This is a genomic window from Acinetobacter sp. 778_lipA, assembly GCF_058242985.1.
The window spans coordinates 1,644,697-1,662,945 of the sequence record NZ_JBZAYT010000001.1 but is presented as its reverse complement, the minus strand read 5'-3'; the positions used below and the strand labels follow the sequence as shown (position 1 = coordinate 1,662,945).

Here is an 18,249-nt window from a genome sequence, read left to right as displayed (position 1 = left end):
TTTTCCTATTTACCTTAATGAAGTGCGTATTTACTTTTAAATTTCAAACAAGATTCAGCACATTTTTCCAACACCAAATACAAGACTGGCGTTGTATACAACGTCAATAATTGACCCAAAGCTAAACCACCCACAATGACAACACCTAGAGGCTGACGTAGCTCTGCCCCTTCTCCCCAGCTAAGTGCCAGTGGAATTGCACCCAGCAACGCTGCGGTATTAGTCATCAGAATTGGACGAAAACGAAGTGCTGCGGCAGACAAAATAGCCTGATATGCAGTCTTGCCTGCTCTTCTTTCCAATAAAGTAAAATCAATTAAAAGAATGGCATTTTTTACAACAATTCCAATCAATAAAAACATGCCCAAGAGTGCAATTAAGGTAAATTGGAAATTAAATAACCATAAGGTTAGCAAAGCCCCCAAAGCCACAGCGGGTACTGTCGATAAAATCGTCAATGGATGAACCAGACTTTCATAGGTAACCCCGAGAACAATATAAATAAGTAAGATCACCACACAGACAAGTAAAGGGGTCGATAAACCAGTCTGCAAACTTTCTGCCTCTACATCTTTATCTGTCATGATAAAAATTTCATTGGGTAACATGACTTCGGGTAAAACACTCCGAATAGCTACATCCGCTTGTTCATAGCTATAGCCTTGTTTAACCACATAACCAATCCCCATTGCGACATATTGGTTGCGTCGATAAACCCGATCATTGGTGATGCCATAAGACCATGTGGCAAAATTACTCAAAGGCACTGCAATACCTTGTTGATTTGGAATACGTACATTTGCCAGCGCTTCAGGGTGTTCAGTAAAGTGTTTATCAACTTCCATCACCACATAAAACTGTTGGGTTTGATCATAAATAGTCGAAATTTGGCGCTGCGAAAATGAGTTATTGAGTACGCTTGAAATATTGTCTATATCCACCCCCAAACGACGTGCAGCTTCACGGTCAATGTCTAAAGTCACATACTGAGCACCTTCATCGCCCATGGTTTCAACTTCTTCTAACTCTGGAAGTTTCTGCATTGCCTGAGCGACTTTAGGCACCCACTGACGTAATAACGCAACATTATCAGATTGCAGTAACAACAAATAATCTTGCCCACTTCCACTTGAAAATGGATCATCTAATTCTAGTTCCTGTTTGACTTGTGCAGAGAAAATCGCACCTGCCAACCATGGGGCATTTTTTTTAATTCTGTCTACAATTTCATGTGAAGATTTGCCATCTCGCTCTGCTTTAGGTTTTAAACTCACCATTAAAAATGAATTGGTGATTCCACCAGCACCACCAGACGTACCAATCACATCTTTGACTGCGGGATCCTTTAATACATTTTCACTAAAGGTGGCGATTTTGGGTTGCATAATTTGAAAGGAGAAGCCATCATCCCCTCGAATAAAAGCTTCAACCCGTCCGGTATCTTGCTCAGGTAATACACGTTTGGGTAATGTTTGATACACATATACAGAGGCAGCAATTGCACCGCCCCATAGCAAAATGACCAAATAACCGTGTTTAATCATCCATTTTAGTGAATACAAATAGAGCCGACTCAAACCTTGCATACAGCGATGGCTATAGCGATACAAAGCCTGATGTTGATAACGCTCCAATGGTTTTAAACAGCGTGCGGATAAACTTGGCGTAAGGACCAGAGAGACAAATACAGATAGAATAATGATAAAAATCAAGGTTAAAGAAAATTCTCTAAACAGTCTCTCGATTACACCACCCATAAATAGCACGGAAATAAAGATCACTACCAAAGCTAAATTCATTGCTAACAAGGTCAAACCGACTTCTTGAATACCCTTTAAGGCAGCTTGTACAGGTTGTTCACCCTGTTCTATATGGCGTTCAATATTTTCCAAAACCACAATTGCATCATCAACTACAAGTCCAATCGCAACAATGACTGCCATAATTGACAAGTTATTCAGTGAAAATCCCGCGAGATAAACCAAACTGCATGCGCCAATCAAAGTCACAATCAAGGCAATACTTGGAACAAGAGCACTTTGCAGACGACCTAACATCAGAGCGACCACAATAATCACCAAAAGCATGGAAAATAATAAAGTATCTCTTGCCTCATTTAAGCCTGCCCGAATAATTTCCGATCCATCCATCACTGTGGTCAGTTGTGAATCTGCTGGAATTAATGTGCTTAACTCAGGTAGTTTTTCTTTGATCTTTTCGATTGTGGCAACGGTGTTTGCATTGGGCTGACGGCTGATTTTAATAATCACCGCTGGTTTGCCATTGTGGAAACCACTTACATATCGGTTTTCGACAGAATCCTGTACCTCAGCCACATCTTTTAAACGAACAACTGTCTGACCATTTTGATGCACGATCAAATTGGCAAAATCATCCGCTTTTTTTAAATGATTTGGAAGCTCAACTTGCCAACGTAACTGTTCAGTCTCAATTACCCCTAAGGCTTGTACTGTATTACTTTTTACAATCGCTTCACGAACTTGCTCCAAAGACACCCCTTGTGAAATCAAGGCATTTGGATTGAGTTGAATTCGCACAGCTGGCATAGATGCCCCGTCAATGACAACTTCACCAACCCCATTAATTTGCGCAAGATTTGGCTGGAGCTGATTGCTGGCAATATCATAGAGTTTGCCCGCAGAAAGATGTTCCGAACTCAATGCCAAATAAAAAATTGAACTCTGGCTTGGATTGATCTTGAAATATTCAGGAGGGCTTGGCATTCCAGAAGGCAACTGTGACATCGCAGCATTGATTGCAGCTTGGACCTCTCTAGCGGCTTCATTGATGTCAGTCTTTAAATCAAAATGCAAAACCACTTGTGTTGCGCTTTGATTACTTGAAGAATTAATCGCTTTTACCCCTGAAACACCCATCATGGCACGCTCTAACGGCGTCGCCACAGTGGCAGACATGCTTTCAGGACTTGCACCCGGTAAACTTGCTCGCACCACAATCGTTGGAATATCTGCCTGTGGTAAAGCGGCTACAGGTAAGCGAAAATAGGCCAATATACCCAATAATACAATTGCGATCCCAAGTAAAATACTGGCAACAGGTCGATGAATAAAGGTCGAGAGAAAGGTCAAAACTCTCTCCTTGTTGTATCATGATCTGGGGGGAAATCATCTACAGTTAAATCTGAATTGGTGTGTTGTAATGAATATTGCAGATGATCAAAAAACAAATAAACTACTGGTGTGGTAAATAACGTGAGGACTTGACTTAAAATCAGACCACCCACCATGACAACCCCGAGAGGCTGACGTAATTCTGCCCCTGAACCCGATGCAAGCATCAACGGAATTGCCCCAACCAGTGCCGCAAGCGTAGTCATTAAAATTGGGCGAAAACGCATCAGTGCGGCTTGATAAATCGCTTGCTGTGGTGACAATCCGTCATGACGTTGTGCAGCCAAAGCAAAATCCACCATCATGATGCCATTTTTCTTGACCAGACCAATCAATAAAATGATCCCAATCAAGGCAATCATGTCCAATGGCCGATTGACCAAAAACAATGCCAACAAAGCACCAATTGCAGCAGAAGGCAAAGTAGAAAGAATAGTTATCGGATGAATAAAACTTTCGTACAGAATGCCTAACACAATGTACATGGTCACTATTGCTGCAATCACCAACCAGAAAGTATGTTGTTGTGAGTTCTCATAAGCAGCGGCTGCACCTTGTAGTGTCACCTTTACTTCTGTTGGTAAATTTAGACGCTGTTGTATGCGATCAATCGCTTTGATCGCATCTCCGAGCGCGACCCCTGATGCAAGATTAAAAGATACCCCACTGGCTGGAAATTGTGATTGCTGTTGCAGAATAATAGGCACGCGTTTTTGCACAATATTGGCAACAGAACTGAGTAATATCGGCTCTCCACTTTTATTATGAATATAGGTTTGCCCTAGAGCATCTATACCTTGAGTGAATGTTGGGTCAAGTTCCAAAACAATACGATATTGATTGGATTGCGTGTATAAAGTCGCAATCTGGCGCTGCGCAAATAAATTTTGTAAAGCTAAACTGATATCTTCAATGTTTAAACCTAAACGTGCTGCGGCATCTCGATTGACATCAATAAATGCCTGTAAGCCTTGCCCACCGTCTTCACTGGTCACCTCTGCAAATTCAGGTTGTTGCCGTAAAGCATCAACAAATACAGGAGTCCATTGTGCTAAATCTGTCGTTTTAGCAGCGCTTATACTGAGTTGATATTGAGTTCGACTGATTTTATCTTCAATGCTCAGCTCTTGTACGGGTTGCATCCAACCTTGAATCCCTTTAACTTGAGCGAACTGTTCTCGTAGACGTGCCATGATCTGATCTACACGGTCTCTTTCAGCATGCGGCTTCAAGTTAATTAAAATACGCCCATTACTTAGTTTTGGGTTATTGGTATCTATACCGATAAATGAAGACAAACTTTCCACAGCAGGATCTTTTAGGATCTGACCTGCAAGTGCTTGTTGACGCTCACTCATAGCGTGGAATGAAATATCATCGGGTGCTTGAGTGACCACTTGTATGACACCGCTGTCCTGTACAGGGAAAAAACCTTTTGGAATCATCCAATACAACAGCCCAGCTAAAATGACGGTACTCAACATCACCGAAAGTGTCAGCACTTGATGCCGAAAAACCCACTGTAAAGCTTTACCATAATGCTGAATAATGCGATCTAGACTCCAGCGACTGTGTGAACTTGAATGTTTGGTACTTTTTAATAAATATGCACACATCATCGGGGTCAATGTGAGTGACACCACCAATGAAATTGCGATTGCAGCTGCTAAAGTGACAGCAAATTCGTGGAACAGTCTTCCAACAACATCGCCCATAAACAGTAATGGGATTAATACAGCAATTAGAGAAATCGTCAGGGAAATCAAAGTAAAAGCTATTTCCTTAGACCCTTTGAGTGCTGCTTGTAATAAACTTTCTCCTGCCTCACGATGTCGTGCAATATTTTCCAACATCACAATTGCGTCATCGACTACAAATCCTGTCGCAATGGTGAGCGCCATTAAGGTCAAATTGTTGACCGAGAAGCCTAAAAAATACATCACAACAAAGGTACCAACAATCGACAGTGGCACTGCAATACTTGGAATTACGGTTGCAGATAAATTTCTTAAAAAGAGAAAAGTGACCATCACCACCAAACATACGGCAAAAACCAATTCTTTTTGCACATCATCAATGGAACTACGAATACTCTCTGTTCGATCTGTTAACACCCGAATTTCGACATTTTCAGGCAGATTCTTTTGTAGTTCAGGCAATATCTGTTTAATCTGATCTGCAACTTGAATCACATTGGCATTTGGTTGACGCTGCACATTGACTAAGATTGCAGATTGACTATCTGCCCATGCAGCCATATAGCGGTCTTCACTACCTTCGATGACTTTTGCCACATCTTTCAGACGTATCGGAGCACCATTGTTCCAGCGTAAGATTAAATTTTCATAATCTGCAATCGAACGAATCTGATCATTGGCATCCAACATTGTGGTGCGATATGGACCATCAAAGCTTCCTTTGGGTTGATTCGCATTGGCAGAATTAATTGCGGAGCGTACATCCTCAGCACTCATTTTATAAGCAGCAAGTGCCATAGCATTCATTTGCACGCGTATTGCTGGACGTTGCCCCCCTGCAAGGCTCACCATCCCTACACCTGAAAGCTGAGAAAGCTTTTGTGCAACTCGGGTATCCACCATGTCGTAGACAGTGGTTAAAGGTAAAGTTTCTGAGCTGATGGCAAGGGTAATCACAGGAACATCAGCAGGATTTACTTTACGGTAAACCGGTGGTGCTGGTAGATCATTGGGTAATTTACTGCTGGCGGTACTGAGTGCTGACTGTACTTCTTGTTCAACGACACCAAGCTCTGCGCTCAGTTCAAACTGCAAGGTAATGACGGATGCCCCCACTGAACTACTGGAAGACATTTGTTTTAAACCCGCAATTTTGCCCATTTCTCGTTCGAGTGGTGCGGTGATTGTACGTTGTACTGTATCGGGATTGGCGCCAGGTTGAAAAGTATAGACTTGAATAATTGGATAATCGACCTGTGGCAAAGCAGAAACAGGTAACAATCGCCAAACCAAGAAGCCACTTAACAATAGTGCTAACATCAATAATGTGGTTGCGACTGGACGTAAAATAAAGAACCGTGAAATATTCATGATTTATCCAGCAGTTGGCTTAGCCGTAGAAATTGGCTGTTGATTCTCTACAACAATTTGAACTTCTTTGCCTTCCGAAAGACGATCAATTCCTTCAAGTACGACTTTTTCGCTACCCTTTAATCCGTCTAAAACTTCAATTTGGCCATTCGAGGTCATGCCCAGTTTTAGCATCCGAATTTCGGCTTTGTTTTGCGGATTGATGATATAAACATAGCTGCCTTTTGCGCCATGTTGTACAGCATCATTAGGGATGCTGAGTGCATTTTGAATGGTTTGAGTATTTAAATGCACATTGACAAACTGATTTGGAAATAAAACATCATCATAATTATCAAAAATTGCTTTTATTTTTAAAGTCCCAGTACTGATATCAATCTGATTATCTATTGCTTGTACATGGCCCAGCGCAAGTTGTTTTTGTTCTGTTTTATCCCAAGCACTTACCAGCACCTTGTCTCCCTTTTTTAAGGATTGACGCAGGTTTGCTAAGTAGTTTTCTGCCACTGCAAATTGCACAAAAATTGGATGAACTTGAGTAATACTGACTAAACCACCACTTTCATTGGCTTGAATCAGGTTACCAGCATCTTTCTGTCTAAATCCAACCCGCCCATCAATAGGTGAATAAATTTTAGTATAAGACAGCTGTAGTTTTGCGGCATCCACTTGCGCCTTGTTCGCTTGTATCTGTCCTTGGAGTTGATTGACCAGAGCGAGTTGTTGTTCTACTTGTTGTTTCGCAATTGAATCTTGTTTAAACAATAATTGATAACGCTTCAACTCTGTTTCAGCATTTTGCAATTGTGCTAAGTTCTGTTGTCGTGTTCCTTCAGCCTGTGCAAGCACGACTTGGAATGGTGCGGGATCAATTTGTGCAAGGAGCTGACCCTTTTTTACGGTTTGCCCTTCTTTAAAATAAATCTGCTGTAAAACCCCAGAAACCTGACTTTGTACATTCACAATATGTGTAGGAATGACTGTACCAATTGCTTTAATTTCAACCTGTAAATCTTGTCGTTGTACTGGCACAGTTCGCACGGGTACAGGTTTACTCCATTGGCTATATTCCTCTGCGGGTTTGGATGAGGTTTTTTTCCAATAGAAGCCTGCTAGTCCGAAAATAATCAGCAGCATAAATCCAATTAAATATTTAAATTTGCGGCCAATAAAACTTTTTTTGAGGTTTACATTTACAGATGGCTTACTCATAAGAACTCTTATTCATACATTCGTAGAACGATCAAAATTTACAATTACGAACCAAATAAAGTGAAATCTCACATTTATTAATTATTCATCTCATTAATAATTAAGGTGAAAGAAGGTTCAAAACAACTCAATTATTCATGTTGCATTTTGTAAGTTTTATTATTGCATTTAATAATCATTATCACTATCATTATTTTCAACACTTTCCCCACCTTAGCATAACTGTGTGTTGTTCGCTTATTAAACAGGCAAATCTAATGAATTTGAACGTACAAAAGCAACAGTGGTTTGATCATATTTATCAAGACCATCAAAATACTTTACTTCTGTGGTTCAAACATAAACTTCACAACCATCACCACTCTGAAGATCTAAGTCAGGAAGTTTTTTATCGTGCATTAAAAAGTAACTATAGTTTTGAAAATATTAAAGAACCCAAAGCATGGTTATTGGGGATTGCCAAACACGTGATTATTGATCATTGGCGCCATCAGCAAATTGAGCGCTTATATTTAGATGCACTAATACATACACCTCAGGATAGTCACCCATCTGTAGAACATACAATATGTATTCAGGAAAGTTTATACCAAGTTCATCAAACGCTAGAAATGCTCCCCGACCGGGTTGCACAGGTTTTTTTATTATCACAGATGGAAGATATGACTTACCGATCTATTGGCGAAAAACTTAATATTTCTGAAGCCACCGTTAAAAGAGATATTAAACAAGCTTTTCACGCCTGCTCTAGTATCTATAGTACAACATTTAATTAATCATCATTTTTACGTATAAAACAATTTAGTAAAGTAAAATTAAATCTATAAATTCAATAAAGTATATTGCAATACTTACCCCAAACTTTTGAAATCCCTCTATTGATAAAACAAAGAGTTAAAAAATATTTGCTCTTTTAATACTCTCTATCTTATTCACTCCTGTTATCTACTGTTGTTGCAACTAAATACATATCCAGTATTTAAATAATAAAAAAATGAGCTTTTTTTAAGACAAAAACGACTAAGTACATGAATATTACTCATACGAGAATCTAATGAAGGAACATCAAACTAAAGATGCTTTAGCGATTGCAATTCGTACAGCACTCTGGGGCGGATCTATTTTTCTAGTAAATGGATCTGTATTCTCAGCAATAAGTACATCTGATGGTCAAGAACAAAATTCTACTCAGCTCCCTACCATCACTGTATCTGTCAATAATACAAATAGCCTGACAACTGAAGACTCAGGTTTATATACCGCAAAAGCCACCACAGCATCAACAGGCTTAGCACTCAGCCTAAAAGAAACACCTCAATTGGTCAGTGTAATCTCACGCCAGCAAATGGAGGATCAAAACTTAACACAATTAACAGATGTCGTAACGCAAGCTGCTGGATTAACAATCAATCAAGGTGGAAATATTGGCTCAGATAACTCACCAATTTATGCACGAGGTCAAACTGTAGACAACTATTTATTAGATGGTGTGAAATTACTGAATTCATATTCCAGCATTTTTCAAAGTCAAGATACTGCACTTTTTGACAGAATTGAGATTGTTCGGGGTGCTAATGGTTTGATGACTGGTGCTGGTTCAGCCAGTGCTAGTATTAATATGGTTCGAAAAAAACCATTACAAGACTTTAAAGCTTCTATAAGCTCTAGTGCTGGATCGTGGGATACCTATAGAACAGATATCGATGTTTCATCACCACTGAATCAGTCTGGGAATATCCGTGGTCGTGCCGTACTAGCTTATCAAGATGGCGACTCTTATATAGATCGTTATGCGGAAGAACGTAAAGTTGCATATGGCGTACTTGAAGCTGATTTAACAGATCGAACCAAAGCAAGTCTTGGAATTAGCTATCAAAAAATTGATATTTCAGGCATTGCTCGTGGAGGTTTACCTTCATATTATACGGATGGTTCACTGATTGAATGGTCACGCTCTGATTCAGCAGCTGCAGGTTGGACGTATTCAGACCGATCAACGACTGGTTATTTTGCAGATATTGAACATAAATTTAACGATAACTGGAAAATCAAAGGGACGTTATCTCGAACTGAGACGTCGTCTGACGAAGTGGTCGGTTATGCATATAATAGTTCAGGAATAGATAAACAAACTGGAAAAGGTGCTTTAATTTATGCGACACGCTGGGATTATGAACCAACACAAAACTTATTTAATTTAACGCTGAATGGTTCTTTTAATCTATTCAATCAAACCCATGAAGTTGTTTTAGGTACAACCTATACCAAAAGTGAAAATCAACGTCCTACCTACTCGGGTTGGAATAATGGAATGTCTTGGAATGGAAAATTAGACAATATTTTCACTTGGGATGGTCATACACCAAGTCGACCTGAAACGATAATTGACGGCTGGTATAGTGGAAATGATAGTAGTCGTTCTATATTTGGTGCAGTTCGTTTAAAGCCATCAGACAAGGCAGCGATTATTTTAGGTACGCGCGTTGAAGACTGGAAACGTGTTGCTGTAAATCATGATAATGCTAAAAATACAACAGATATCAAAACTCATAAAGAGACTGGTGAAGTCATCCCGTATGTAGGGCTTAGCTATGATTTAACTGACAATTGGACAACATATGCCAGTTATACCAATATTTTTTCTCCTCAGGATAAAAAGACAGTTAAGGGAGATTATTTAGACCCACTTGTCGGCAACAGTACAGAAGTAGGCATTAAAGGTGAATTTTTCGATAATCAATTGAATATAGGTGCTGCTGTTTATCAAACTAAAGAAGATAATTTTGCAGTCGCTGTCCCTGAACAAGCAGATAACTCTCACATAGCTCCTGATGGATCTCAAGCATATACAGCAGAATCGGGAACAAAGAGCCGCGGTCTTGAAGTAGAAGCCACAGGAAAACTCAATGAGTTATGGCAAGTTTCAGGAAGTTTTACTCGAAATTTGTCGAAAAACAGTCAAGGTAATAGTATAAACACCAACATTCCAAATAATACTGCTAAATTATTTACCACCTATACTCTGCCTTACTTTGATAAGGCTCTGACAATAGGTGGCGGTCTACGTTGGCAAAGTGATATTTATTCAGATATAACCCTCCCTGTAAAGACTCGTTTTACCCAGAACAGTTATACTTTAGTTGATTTAATGGCACGTTATAAAATCAATGAAAATTTATTGCTGAATCTGAATATCAACAACCTGTTTAATGAAAAATATCATTTAGCGACAACCAATAGCTATTATGGTGCACCGACTAATTTTAGAGTGGGCTTAAAATACGAGTGGTAATACTAAAACCTATTTATAATTGGCTAAATATTGATTTAAATTAAAATAAATTAATAGGTTTAATCAGAGAAAGTTATCGCTAAGGTGGCTTTCTCTACTGATAAAATTATCACTGCTTAAAATATACAAAATAAAATTCTCAATTAACTAGCAGTCAACATCATCTATTGCTCATCTATTGATTTTTAATCTACCTATATGGCAGTGAACACAAGAGTATCAGTTTAATGAGAATCGTAAATTTTCTAAGCTGCCTATATGGCAGTGAACTTGATCATGCTTTCAGGCCGTGGTTGTTCAATTTTCTAAGCTGCCTATATGGCAGTGAACAAACTCAATTGTTTTACCTGATGACTGGTCTTTTTCTAAGCTGCCTATATGGCAGTGAACTTTGAATTATTGGGATCGTTGTTAGGGTCGTTTTTCTAAGCTGCCTATATGGCAGTGAACCGCTGTATATGGTTAAAGAAGTGAGGCTTGATTTTCTAAGCTGCCTATATGGCAGTGAACATATAGTTTTGGTAATACATTTTATATATTTTTTTCTAAGCTGCCTATATGGCAGTGAACTTTGGCTCAAGCGGTACAGCAAATCGTATCGTTTTCTAAGCTGCCTATATGGCAGTGAACAATAATTTTAAATCAAAAAACACTCTGATAACAGCAAGTTAATTATAAAAATCATAAAATACCAAAGTTTTTTACAATATATATAACCACTTGATTTTATTAAACTATAAGAGTGTAAAAAAAAATTAGGGTAAATTTTTGATATGAATAAAAAACATAGCAAAAAAACCATCCGCAGATGGTTTTTTAACACATGATCTATTATTGAAGTGAAGTCTGTCTTCACTTCAATATAATTGATTAAAATTTAAAGGTTGCACCTACAAATACTTTTTGACGTTCAACGAAGTATGCATCTCTACCATTTGACAACTTTTTATCAAGTAAATTAGTAAAACCGCCACGTACAATAAGCTTATCATTGACTTGATAATTACTTGCTAGATTTACGATCGTATGTGGTTTTTGCATCGTAGGGGTAGCGCCTTTATCGGTCAAATATTGTTTACCCAAATATTGTGCGGACAACTCTAAATTGAGTGGATCTGTTGGCTGCCAATTTAATGCGGAATTCACTGTTAATTTTGAAGTAGTCAGTAAAGTTGCACCAGTATCTTCATTTTTTGCTTTTAAGAAATAGGTAGCATTATTATTCCATTTTAGATTATCTAAAACTGGGAAATTTACAACCATTTCGATACCACGTGTTACCGCTTTTTGAATATTTTCATTACGGGTAAACCAAATACCACCTTCGTGACCTAATGGTGAATAAGCGATTTTATTTTTAAAATCTGTATGGAAAAGTGTCAAACCTAAGTCCGCACCAGAACCAGTATAATTCACACCAATTTCATAGTTTGTGCTTTCTTCAGGTTTTAAGTTGGGATTACCTGTCATATAGCAACCACCGCCTGTATAGGTATCTGGTTTTTGCTTACTGTCATACCAAGTTTTACCTTTTAAACCATTACAGCCATTCCCGCCAGACTGAGTAGCTCCACCAGGAGATGATTCTTTCACTGTTGGTGCTCTAAAGCCTTTTGCGACCCCACCTTTAATTACCAGATCATCTGTTAGACTATAAACTAAATAACCTCGTGGACTATGATGTGCACCGTATTTATCATCATGATCTAAACGATTCCCTACGGTTAATGTCAAATTATCCAACAATGAAATATTGTCTTCAAAAAATAATGCCCAATTCTTATTATTCACTGTAGGATCGGTATAACTTTTCCCATCCCAACTCCCTCCTGGTAGAGTGCCAATCGTGTCAGTATTGGTTAATTCTTGTTTTTTCCATTGACCGCCAACAGTTAAGACTTGCTTAAACATTGCCTCAAATGGCATGGTTAAACTACCTTCAACAATCATTTCATTTGATTTAGTTTTAGAACCAAGCACACTTGAATCATAGTCATTGTAATATGCACTTAATTTAGATTTACCAATTGCCCACTCGCCATCATGCGATATGCTATATGAGTTATGTTCTAATTTATTTGCGCCCCAACTGGTCTCCTGCTCAGCACCTGTTGTGGCGTTAATTTGAGAACCCTTTTCATTCTTTTGAATACTATGCCCCGCTTCAAAACTGAGTGAGTGTTTATCTGTTGGCTGATAATGCAACATCGCATTGTAGTTTTGATCTTGAGAACCTGTGGTCCCATTTCCTGCTTTATATTTTTTATCTGCCTCTCGCTCAGTCATCCCTGCTGTCAAGCGCAGACCTAAGGTATCCGTTAATGGGCCAGCAGCCATGATGCCTGTTTGTAAAGATGTACCTAAATCAGAAGAGGTCGTTGGCTGAGTATAATTTAACGTAACATTACCACCCCAAACACTAGGAATTTTCTTGGTAATAATATTAATTACTCCCCCCATTGCATCTGAACCATACAAAGAAGACATTGGACCGCGGACAACTTCAATTCTTTCAATCATATCAGGAGTAATCCAATTTAAATCCTGTCGACCTAAATCTGGACGATAATTTGTATCTCTTGAAGACCCGATGCGTTTGCCATCAACTAAAATCAGCGTGTAATTATCTGGTAAACCACGTAATTTAATCTTAGAACCTTCGCCTGAGGGACTAATTCCACCCGTTACCCCCGGGACTTTACTTAATAATTCTCCAAGACTCCCCACTGGTTGTTTTTCGATATCTTCGCTTGTAATAACACTAATACTTGCTGGTGCTTCTTTAACATCTACAGCTTGACTACTCGCAGTCACCACAATTGTTTTTAATTTTGTCGCATCTTCAGAAGTATCTTTTGCATATGCGGAAATTGACATTGCGGTGAGTATTGAAATTGACAGTGTCTGGAATCTTAATTGTTTATTCATGTTAATACGCAACTTAAATACGGAGGAATTGTGAAAGAATTGTTGCGTATTGTATTTGAGCAAAACTTCAAATGCAATTACTAATAATAATAATTATCATTTATATATTTTTAACTTGAGGTAAATTTATGCAAATACTCTTAATCTAAAATACATGAAAAGTATTTTTTTAAAGACCAAATTCAAGAAGTAGTTTTGTAAAATTGAATTCAAAAATTTCTTTTTAAATGTCCTTTTTATAGCTTTCTTTTTCTACAAAAAAGAAAGCTTACAAGCCATAAAATGCTTGTAAGCTCTCTTTTACTTATTTACTGAATATCATCAAGCTCAAATTGGTCAGATTTAAAGAATCAAATACATTAAAAATTTATAAATATCAGAATCTTCAATAATTAGTGCAACGTTTTTGATCAATTTTACTCAATTTCTTCTAATTCAATATTAATAAGACACACTTTTCCCCAAAAAAGCATAGTCCTATTTATTGATAAAATAGATAAACTAAAATTCTTACTTTTTGGGTAAATTAGGTTTCGTTGCGTAATCTACACCATGCTTTTCTAAATACTCACGAATTAGTTGGCGAACCACTTGTGAAGGCTTTAGATCTTGACGATTGCACAATTCTTCAAAAGCTTCCTTTTTGTTCGGGTCTATCAAAATAGTTAATCTTGCTGTTTTATTTTCCATATCCCCAATCTCTTAATTTATTTAGAAATAGAATTCTAATAACATTTATGAGATTTTCAATGATATTTTTTTATTTTATAGTATTCATATTTATAACTTTACATTCATAGACTTAAGTCGACTATTTCACTCAAGTTTCAACGTCTTTAGATAACCTATATTCGGGCTGTATTTATATGTTAAATATATTTTCTAATTTCTTAGTATTGATGACTTAAAATGGCTATTACATCGTATCAAATATAATAGCCAATCAATGTTTTAAGAAAAATCTAACTCTTTTTCAAAAATACGAAGCTCATGTCTTGCCATCGCTAAGTTCGATTTTTGGCGATCTAATACCAGATATAAAAATAAATCGCTATTCTTTTCAAGTGGTCGTAATAAATGGTATTGCTTCCCAAGTGTGATCAAAACATCATCAATCGTATCTTGCAAATTTAATGCTTTTGCTGTTTTAATTTTTGCTCTCAAAACTTCCGTATTTCCCGCAGCAGCAAGTTCTAAATCGATCCCCGTTCCTTGAGCGGCAAGTGATAATCCACTGGTATAGTCTACAAGTGCTGCTGCTGTGAATCCATCAATTTCCGCTAATGGATTTAAGTCAATTTTAGCCATTATTTTTAACCCCTTTATTTAATATAAGATGATTTATATAGATTTATAACGCTCTATAACAACATAAAAATATCATAAAATGATAATAAAATATTATATTATTATAATAATATGTAATTTTTTTACTGTTTTTCAGCACCTTTACATACAAAAAACCCTCTTATGAGGGTTTTATCAAATTTTTAAATTTCGTTAGCTTAGCGCTTTACCAACGCTTACACTCTATTTCAGATCACAATATTCCACTTGATCGAATCATATCTAAACCTTTAGCTAAGTTTATAATTTTATCTGCTCTCTTTTGATTGACAAATAGTAGAAGAGAAATCTGAAAAAGACTTCAATTCAAAAATTTACTTTGGATCTTTAACATTCACTCAACGCCGCCATATCATTGTGAAAATAAAATAGCCAGAAGCGCTATTGTTTAAAACCACAAAATTAGTCGTCACTCTGCTTGAATGATATTTTCATTTGTTTAAAAACCAAGCCAGATGCTATAAAACCGAGGCATCCAATAACGATAAACTCAACAATAGCTTCGATTAAACCTAGAACAAAAAAAACTATGGATAAGACTACCGATACAGTAAAAACGATCTTCCCAAACATTAGAATTAAGCCACTTTAAAGATCAATGTAAATTTAACTATAAAATCATAGTATATAAGTTTTATGAAATTAAAAAAGTAACGATAAATTTCTGTGTAATCTTGACTGTACTTAGCTCAACGGCTGTCTATGTTCTCGAATTGTAGTCTTGCTTTAATCCCCGTAATTTTTAGATAAAAGGTCCTGTTTTTTAAAAGAAATCTGAACAAATTATCAACTAATTAAATTTAACTATCCATCAACTATTTTTAAATTAAGTTATGAATTTGGCAGATCTACTCTTTTGGAGATGGAATCCCTAAGTTTATATCGATCAACTGCGATACAAATATTATGCGCAAGCTGAAGATACGCCAAAGTTAGAATACGATATCGGCAATAACTGCAGAATCAAGATAAAAACTCTTTTGTATTTTTAAGAATTTAAATGCACTTTTCATGTAGTACCACATTAATGATCAGGAAATTATTGATCTTGTCATGATAAAATCATTTTTTAAAAAGTAATTCAAAAATCGTTTGGAAGAATTTTTCATGAAACTTATAGTAATTTTATCTACTTTTATGGTTTTACTTTCTGGTTGTGCTGCAATGAGTGTTGAACAATGTAAAACTGCGAATTGGTTTAACGTTGGTGAAAAAGATGGCGCTGCTGGAAATAAATCCCATATAGATAAATACTATTCTTCTTGTAAAAAAGCCAATATTATTCCTAGTCAAAATCTTTATGAAATGGGTTATCTAAAAGGTTTAGGGGCTTACTGCCAACCTGAAAATATCTTTTACGAAGCTTTAGAGGGGCGCGGTAATTTTCGAGTTTGCCCGGCAGAGAAACGCGAATCCTTACGTCATTATTTTCAAGTCGCCAGTAACTTTTACTATGCGAATACAGAATTTAATACTTCACAGAATAATATAGATTACTATCTTGGAAAATTAGACAGTAAAGACCTGTCTAACAAAGATCGTGATGACTATAAAAAGAAATTATCTGACCTCCGAAGCAATAGCAGTCAAGTACGCTCACGTTACCAAGATGCGCTTCGGAATCTAGAACGTTTTAAAGCAGAACATCATCTCTATTAGATTTAAACAAAATCACAGACATATACTCACTGATGATTGCAAACGCCGCTTGGAATAAATCATTCAAATAAAAAAGCCCCACATCACTGTGAGGCTTTCCCCTTAATTTTTGCGCTGATTAAGGATTATTGTATGTTTATCCACTATAATGAATTAACAATCACAGTTTTACTAAATAACGTGAAATGTGTCAATTTAAAACATAAAATAAGCATGTTTTACAGCTATTCACCGTCATTCATTGATACAGACTTGTTTTCTTAATGGACTGTCTTCAGGAAGATCGCCATTAGACGAACCAATACCATGCGTAATACCATTTTCATCATAAAATGACAAATATGTATAGGTTTTATTTTCATCACAGTCTAGATAAGTGATCATTTTCATATATTTAAAAGAATTACCCTGCCTATCCTTAGCAATTCTCAACATAACTGCTTTATATTTAAATTGGTCCAATTCTGGCTCTCTTTTTACAAGAAAAAGGGATTTTTTAATTTTAGATGTATGCTTATCATCTAGCTCTTTTTTAAACTTTTTAATATCTAATTTTTCTTCAAGAAAAGTTGGTTTTATTGGATCAGCAAAGCTAAACTTCGAATTCAATATAAGAAAAGCCAAGAGAAATTTTTTCATCATTGATTTAAATGTCATATGCAAAGAAGTTTAATCTCATAAATTAAAGCCCCAACTTTAGATGGGTGCACTCGCTCAGTAATTTTAAAGATTTATATCAATATCGATGTTATTGGCAATGTCAGAAACAATATCTTTACTCGTATTCACAATCAACTGACCTGCTTCCACAATCAGATCAACAGCATCCAATGGATTGATCGAATTCACGATATCATTCATTACGCTAGAATCTTTTTGCTCTTGTTGAGATTGCTGTTCTAAATTTTCATTTTCTAGATTACTCACTTTCTTCTCTCATAAAAATCATAAATCCTATCGGGTTATCTCATAGATTTCCAGCACGTGATTCAATACAGGTGAAATATGCCCAACTCACTCATAACACCAATCGCTAGCATTTATTAACTGTCTTTATCAAAGATATGTTAAGTTGAAGTTTGATCTTGTATATTTACTTTTGACTAGTATTTAAGCGATATAATAAAACTAAGCTAACTATTTAAATAATTTTCTAATTAAGCCTATCCTGTTTAAAAATCAAATCCTATCAAAAAATAAAATATAAATCGTCAAAATGTTGAAATAAAATTATTCTTATTTTTGGAAGTATAAAAACTCGCAGTTATTTAATTCCAAAAAACAGAAAATATTTTTTCTTCGCCTGTATTTCTAATCTTAACTTTATACCCTGCTTTCTTAAATTCCTCACCCAAATTAATTATTTCATGATGAGTGAAATCTTTAGTGATATATTCACTTATAAACAGCTCTCCTTGATCCGCTTTTAACCGAATTTGGGTCTTCAAAAAACTTTTAAGCTGATCAATTGAAAAATACAGCATGTGATTTGAATCTATTTTATTGTCACTCATTTTAGGTTTTGGCATTAAAAAAACTCATATTAAAGAATGTCAAAAATATTATGATCAACTTAACTTTGAATTGAGTA

General features: G+C 36.5%; 12 protein-coding genes and 1 CRISPR repeat array. Of the genes, 3 read left to right on the top strand and 9 right to left on the bottom strand.

Translation table 11 applies throughout. The annotated features are described in order from the left end of the window. Window positions 1-14: 14 nt before the first annotated feature. From AC4CUY_RS07705 to AC4CUY_RS07695, 3 genes are read right to left on the bottom strand one after another with little or no spacing between them, the layout of a single operon-like run. Window positions 15-3,110: an efflux RND transporter permease subunit gene (locus tag AC4CUY_RS07705; protein WP_490773905.1), complete on the bottom strand. Its 3,096-nt coding sequence runs from the start codon at window positions 3,108-3,110 to the stop codon at window positions 15-17. Further along, a complete protein-coding gene (locus AC4CUY_RS07700) occupies window positions 3,107-6,220 on the bottom strand; it encodes a multidrug efflux RND transporter permease subunit (RefSeq protein WP_419820532.1) in 3,114 nt (1,037 codons plus the stop codon). The genes AC4CUY_RS07705 and AC4CUY_RS07700 overlap by 4 nt, the downstream gene beginning before the upstream one ends. 3 nt (window positions 6,221-6,223) lie before the next feature. After that, window positions 6,224-7,432: an efflux RND transporter periplasmic adaptor subunit gene (locus tag AC4CUY_RS07695; protein WP_336953152.1), complete on the bottom strand. Its 1,209-nt coding sequence runs from the start codon at window positions 7,430-7,432 to the stop codon at window positions 6,224-6,226. Between the two features lie 257 nt (window positions 7,433-7,689). Between AC4CUY_RS07695 and AC4CUY_RS07690 the strand changes: the two genes are divergently transcribed. Beyond that, a complete protein-coding gene (locus AC4CUY_RS07690) occupies window positions 7,690-8,208 on the top strand; it encodes an RNA polymerase sigma factor (RefSeq protein WP_419820533.1) in 519 nt (172 codons plus the stop codon). A gap of 278 nt (window positions 8,209-8,486) precedes the next feature. After that, on the top strand, window positions 8,487-10,724 hold the full coding sequence (locus tag AC4CUY_RS07685) for a TonB-dependent siderophore receptor (RefSeq protein ID WP_419820534.1): 2,238 nt from the start codon (window positions 8,487-8,489) through the stop codon (window positions 10,722-10,724). Window positions 10,725-10,905: 181 nt separating this feature from the next. After that, window positions 10,906-11,354: a CRISPR direct-repeat array (repeat unit 29 nt; unit sequence TTTTCTAAGCTGCCTATATGGCAGTGAAC). A 240-nt stretch (window positions 11,355-11,594) separates the two neighbouring features. Here AC4CUY_RS07685 and AC4CUY_RS07680 read toward each other — a convergent pair. From AC4CUY_RS07680 to AC4CUY_RS07670, 3 genes are all read right to left on the bottom strand, one after another. After that, complete coding sequence (locus tag AC4CUY_RS07680) at window positions 11,595-13,652, bottom strand: TonB-dependent receptor domain-containing protein (RefSeq protein ID WP_419820535.1); 2,058 nt, start codon at window positions 13,650-13,652, stop codon at window positions 11,595-11,597. A 510-nt stretch (window positions 13,653-14,162) separates the two neighbouring features. Beyond that, the gene (locus tag AC4CUY_RS07675; protein ID WP_336953158.1) at window positions 14,163-14,342 is read right to left on the bottom strand and encodes a ribbon-helix-helix protein, CopG family; all 180 of its coding nucleotides are present in this window, start codon (window positions 14,340-14,342) and stop codon (window positions 14,163-14,165) included. A gap of 261 nt (window positions 14,343-14,603) precedes the next feature. After that, entirely contained in the window at window positions 14,604-14,960 is a 357-nt protein-coding gene (locus AC4CUY_RS07670) for a roadblock/LC7 domain-containing protein (protein ID WP_336953159.1), read from the bottom strand. Between the two features lie 1,146 nt (window positions 14,961-16,106). On the opposite strand from AC4CUY_RS07670, the gene AC4CUY_RS07665 reads away from it, so the two are divergent. Beyond that, window positions 16,107-16,658 carry a DUF2799 domain-containing protein gene (locus AC4CUY_RS07665; RefSeq protein ID WP_336953161.1) on the top strand — a complete coding sequence of 184 codons (552 nt, stop codon included), beginning with the start codon at window positions 16,107-16,109 and terminating at the stop codon, window positions 16,656-16,658. A 234-nt stretch (window positions 16,659-16,892) separates the two neighbouring features. Here AC4CUY_RS07665 and AC4CUY_RS07660 read toward each other — a convergent pair whose 3' ends face one another. The 3 genes from AC4CUY_RS07660 to AC4CUY_RS07650 all read right to left on the bottom strand — a co-directional run bounded on the left by AC4CUY_RS07660 (window position 16,893) and on the right by AC4CUY_RS07650 (window position 18,187). After that, window positions 16,893-17,300 (bottom strand): hypothetical protein, encoded by a 408-nt coding sequence (locus AC4CUY_RS07660; RefSeq protein WP_483770008.1) that lies wholly within the window; start codon window positions 17,298-17,300, stop codon window positions 16,893-16,895. Window positions 17,301-17,381: 81 nt separating this feature from the next. Beyond that, window positions 17,382-17,585 carry a hypothetical protein gene (locus tag AC4CUY_RS07655; protein ID WP_483770009.1) on the bottom strand — a complete coding sequence of 68 codons (204 nt, stop codon included), beginning with the start codon at window positions 17,583-17,585 and terminating at the stop codon, window positions 17,382-17,384. 341 nt (window positions 17,586-17,926) lie between these two features. After that, window positions 17,927-18,187, bottom strand: coding sequence for a hypothetical protein (locus tag AC4CUY_RS07650; RefSeq protein ID WP_336953166.1), 261 nt, complete (start codon window positions 18,185-18,187; stop codon window positions 17,927-17,929). Window positions 18,188-18,249 lie beyond the last annotated feature (62 nt).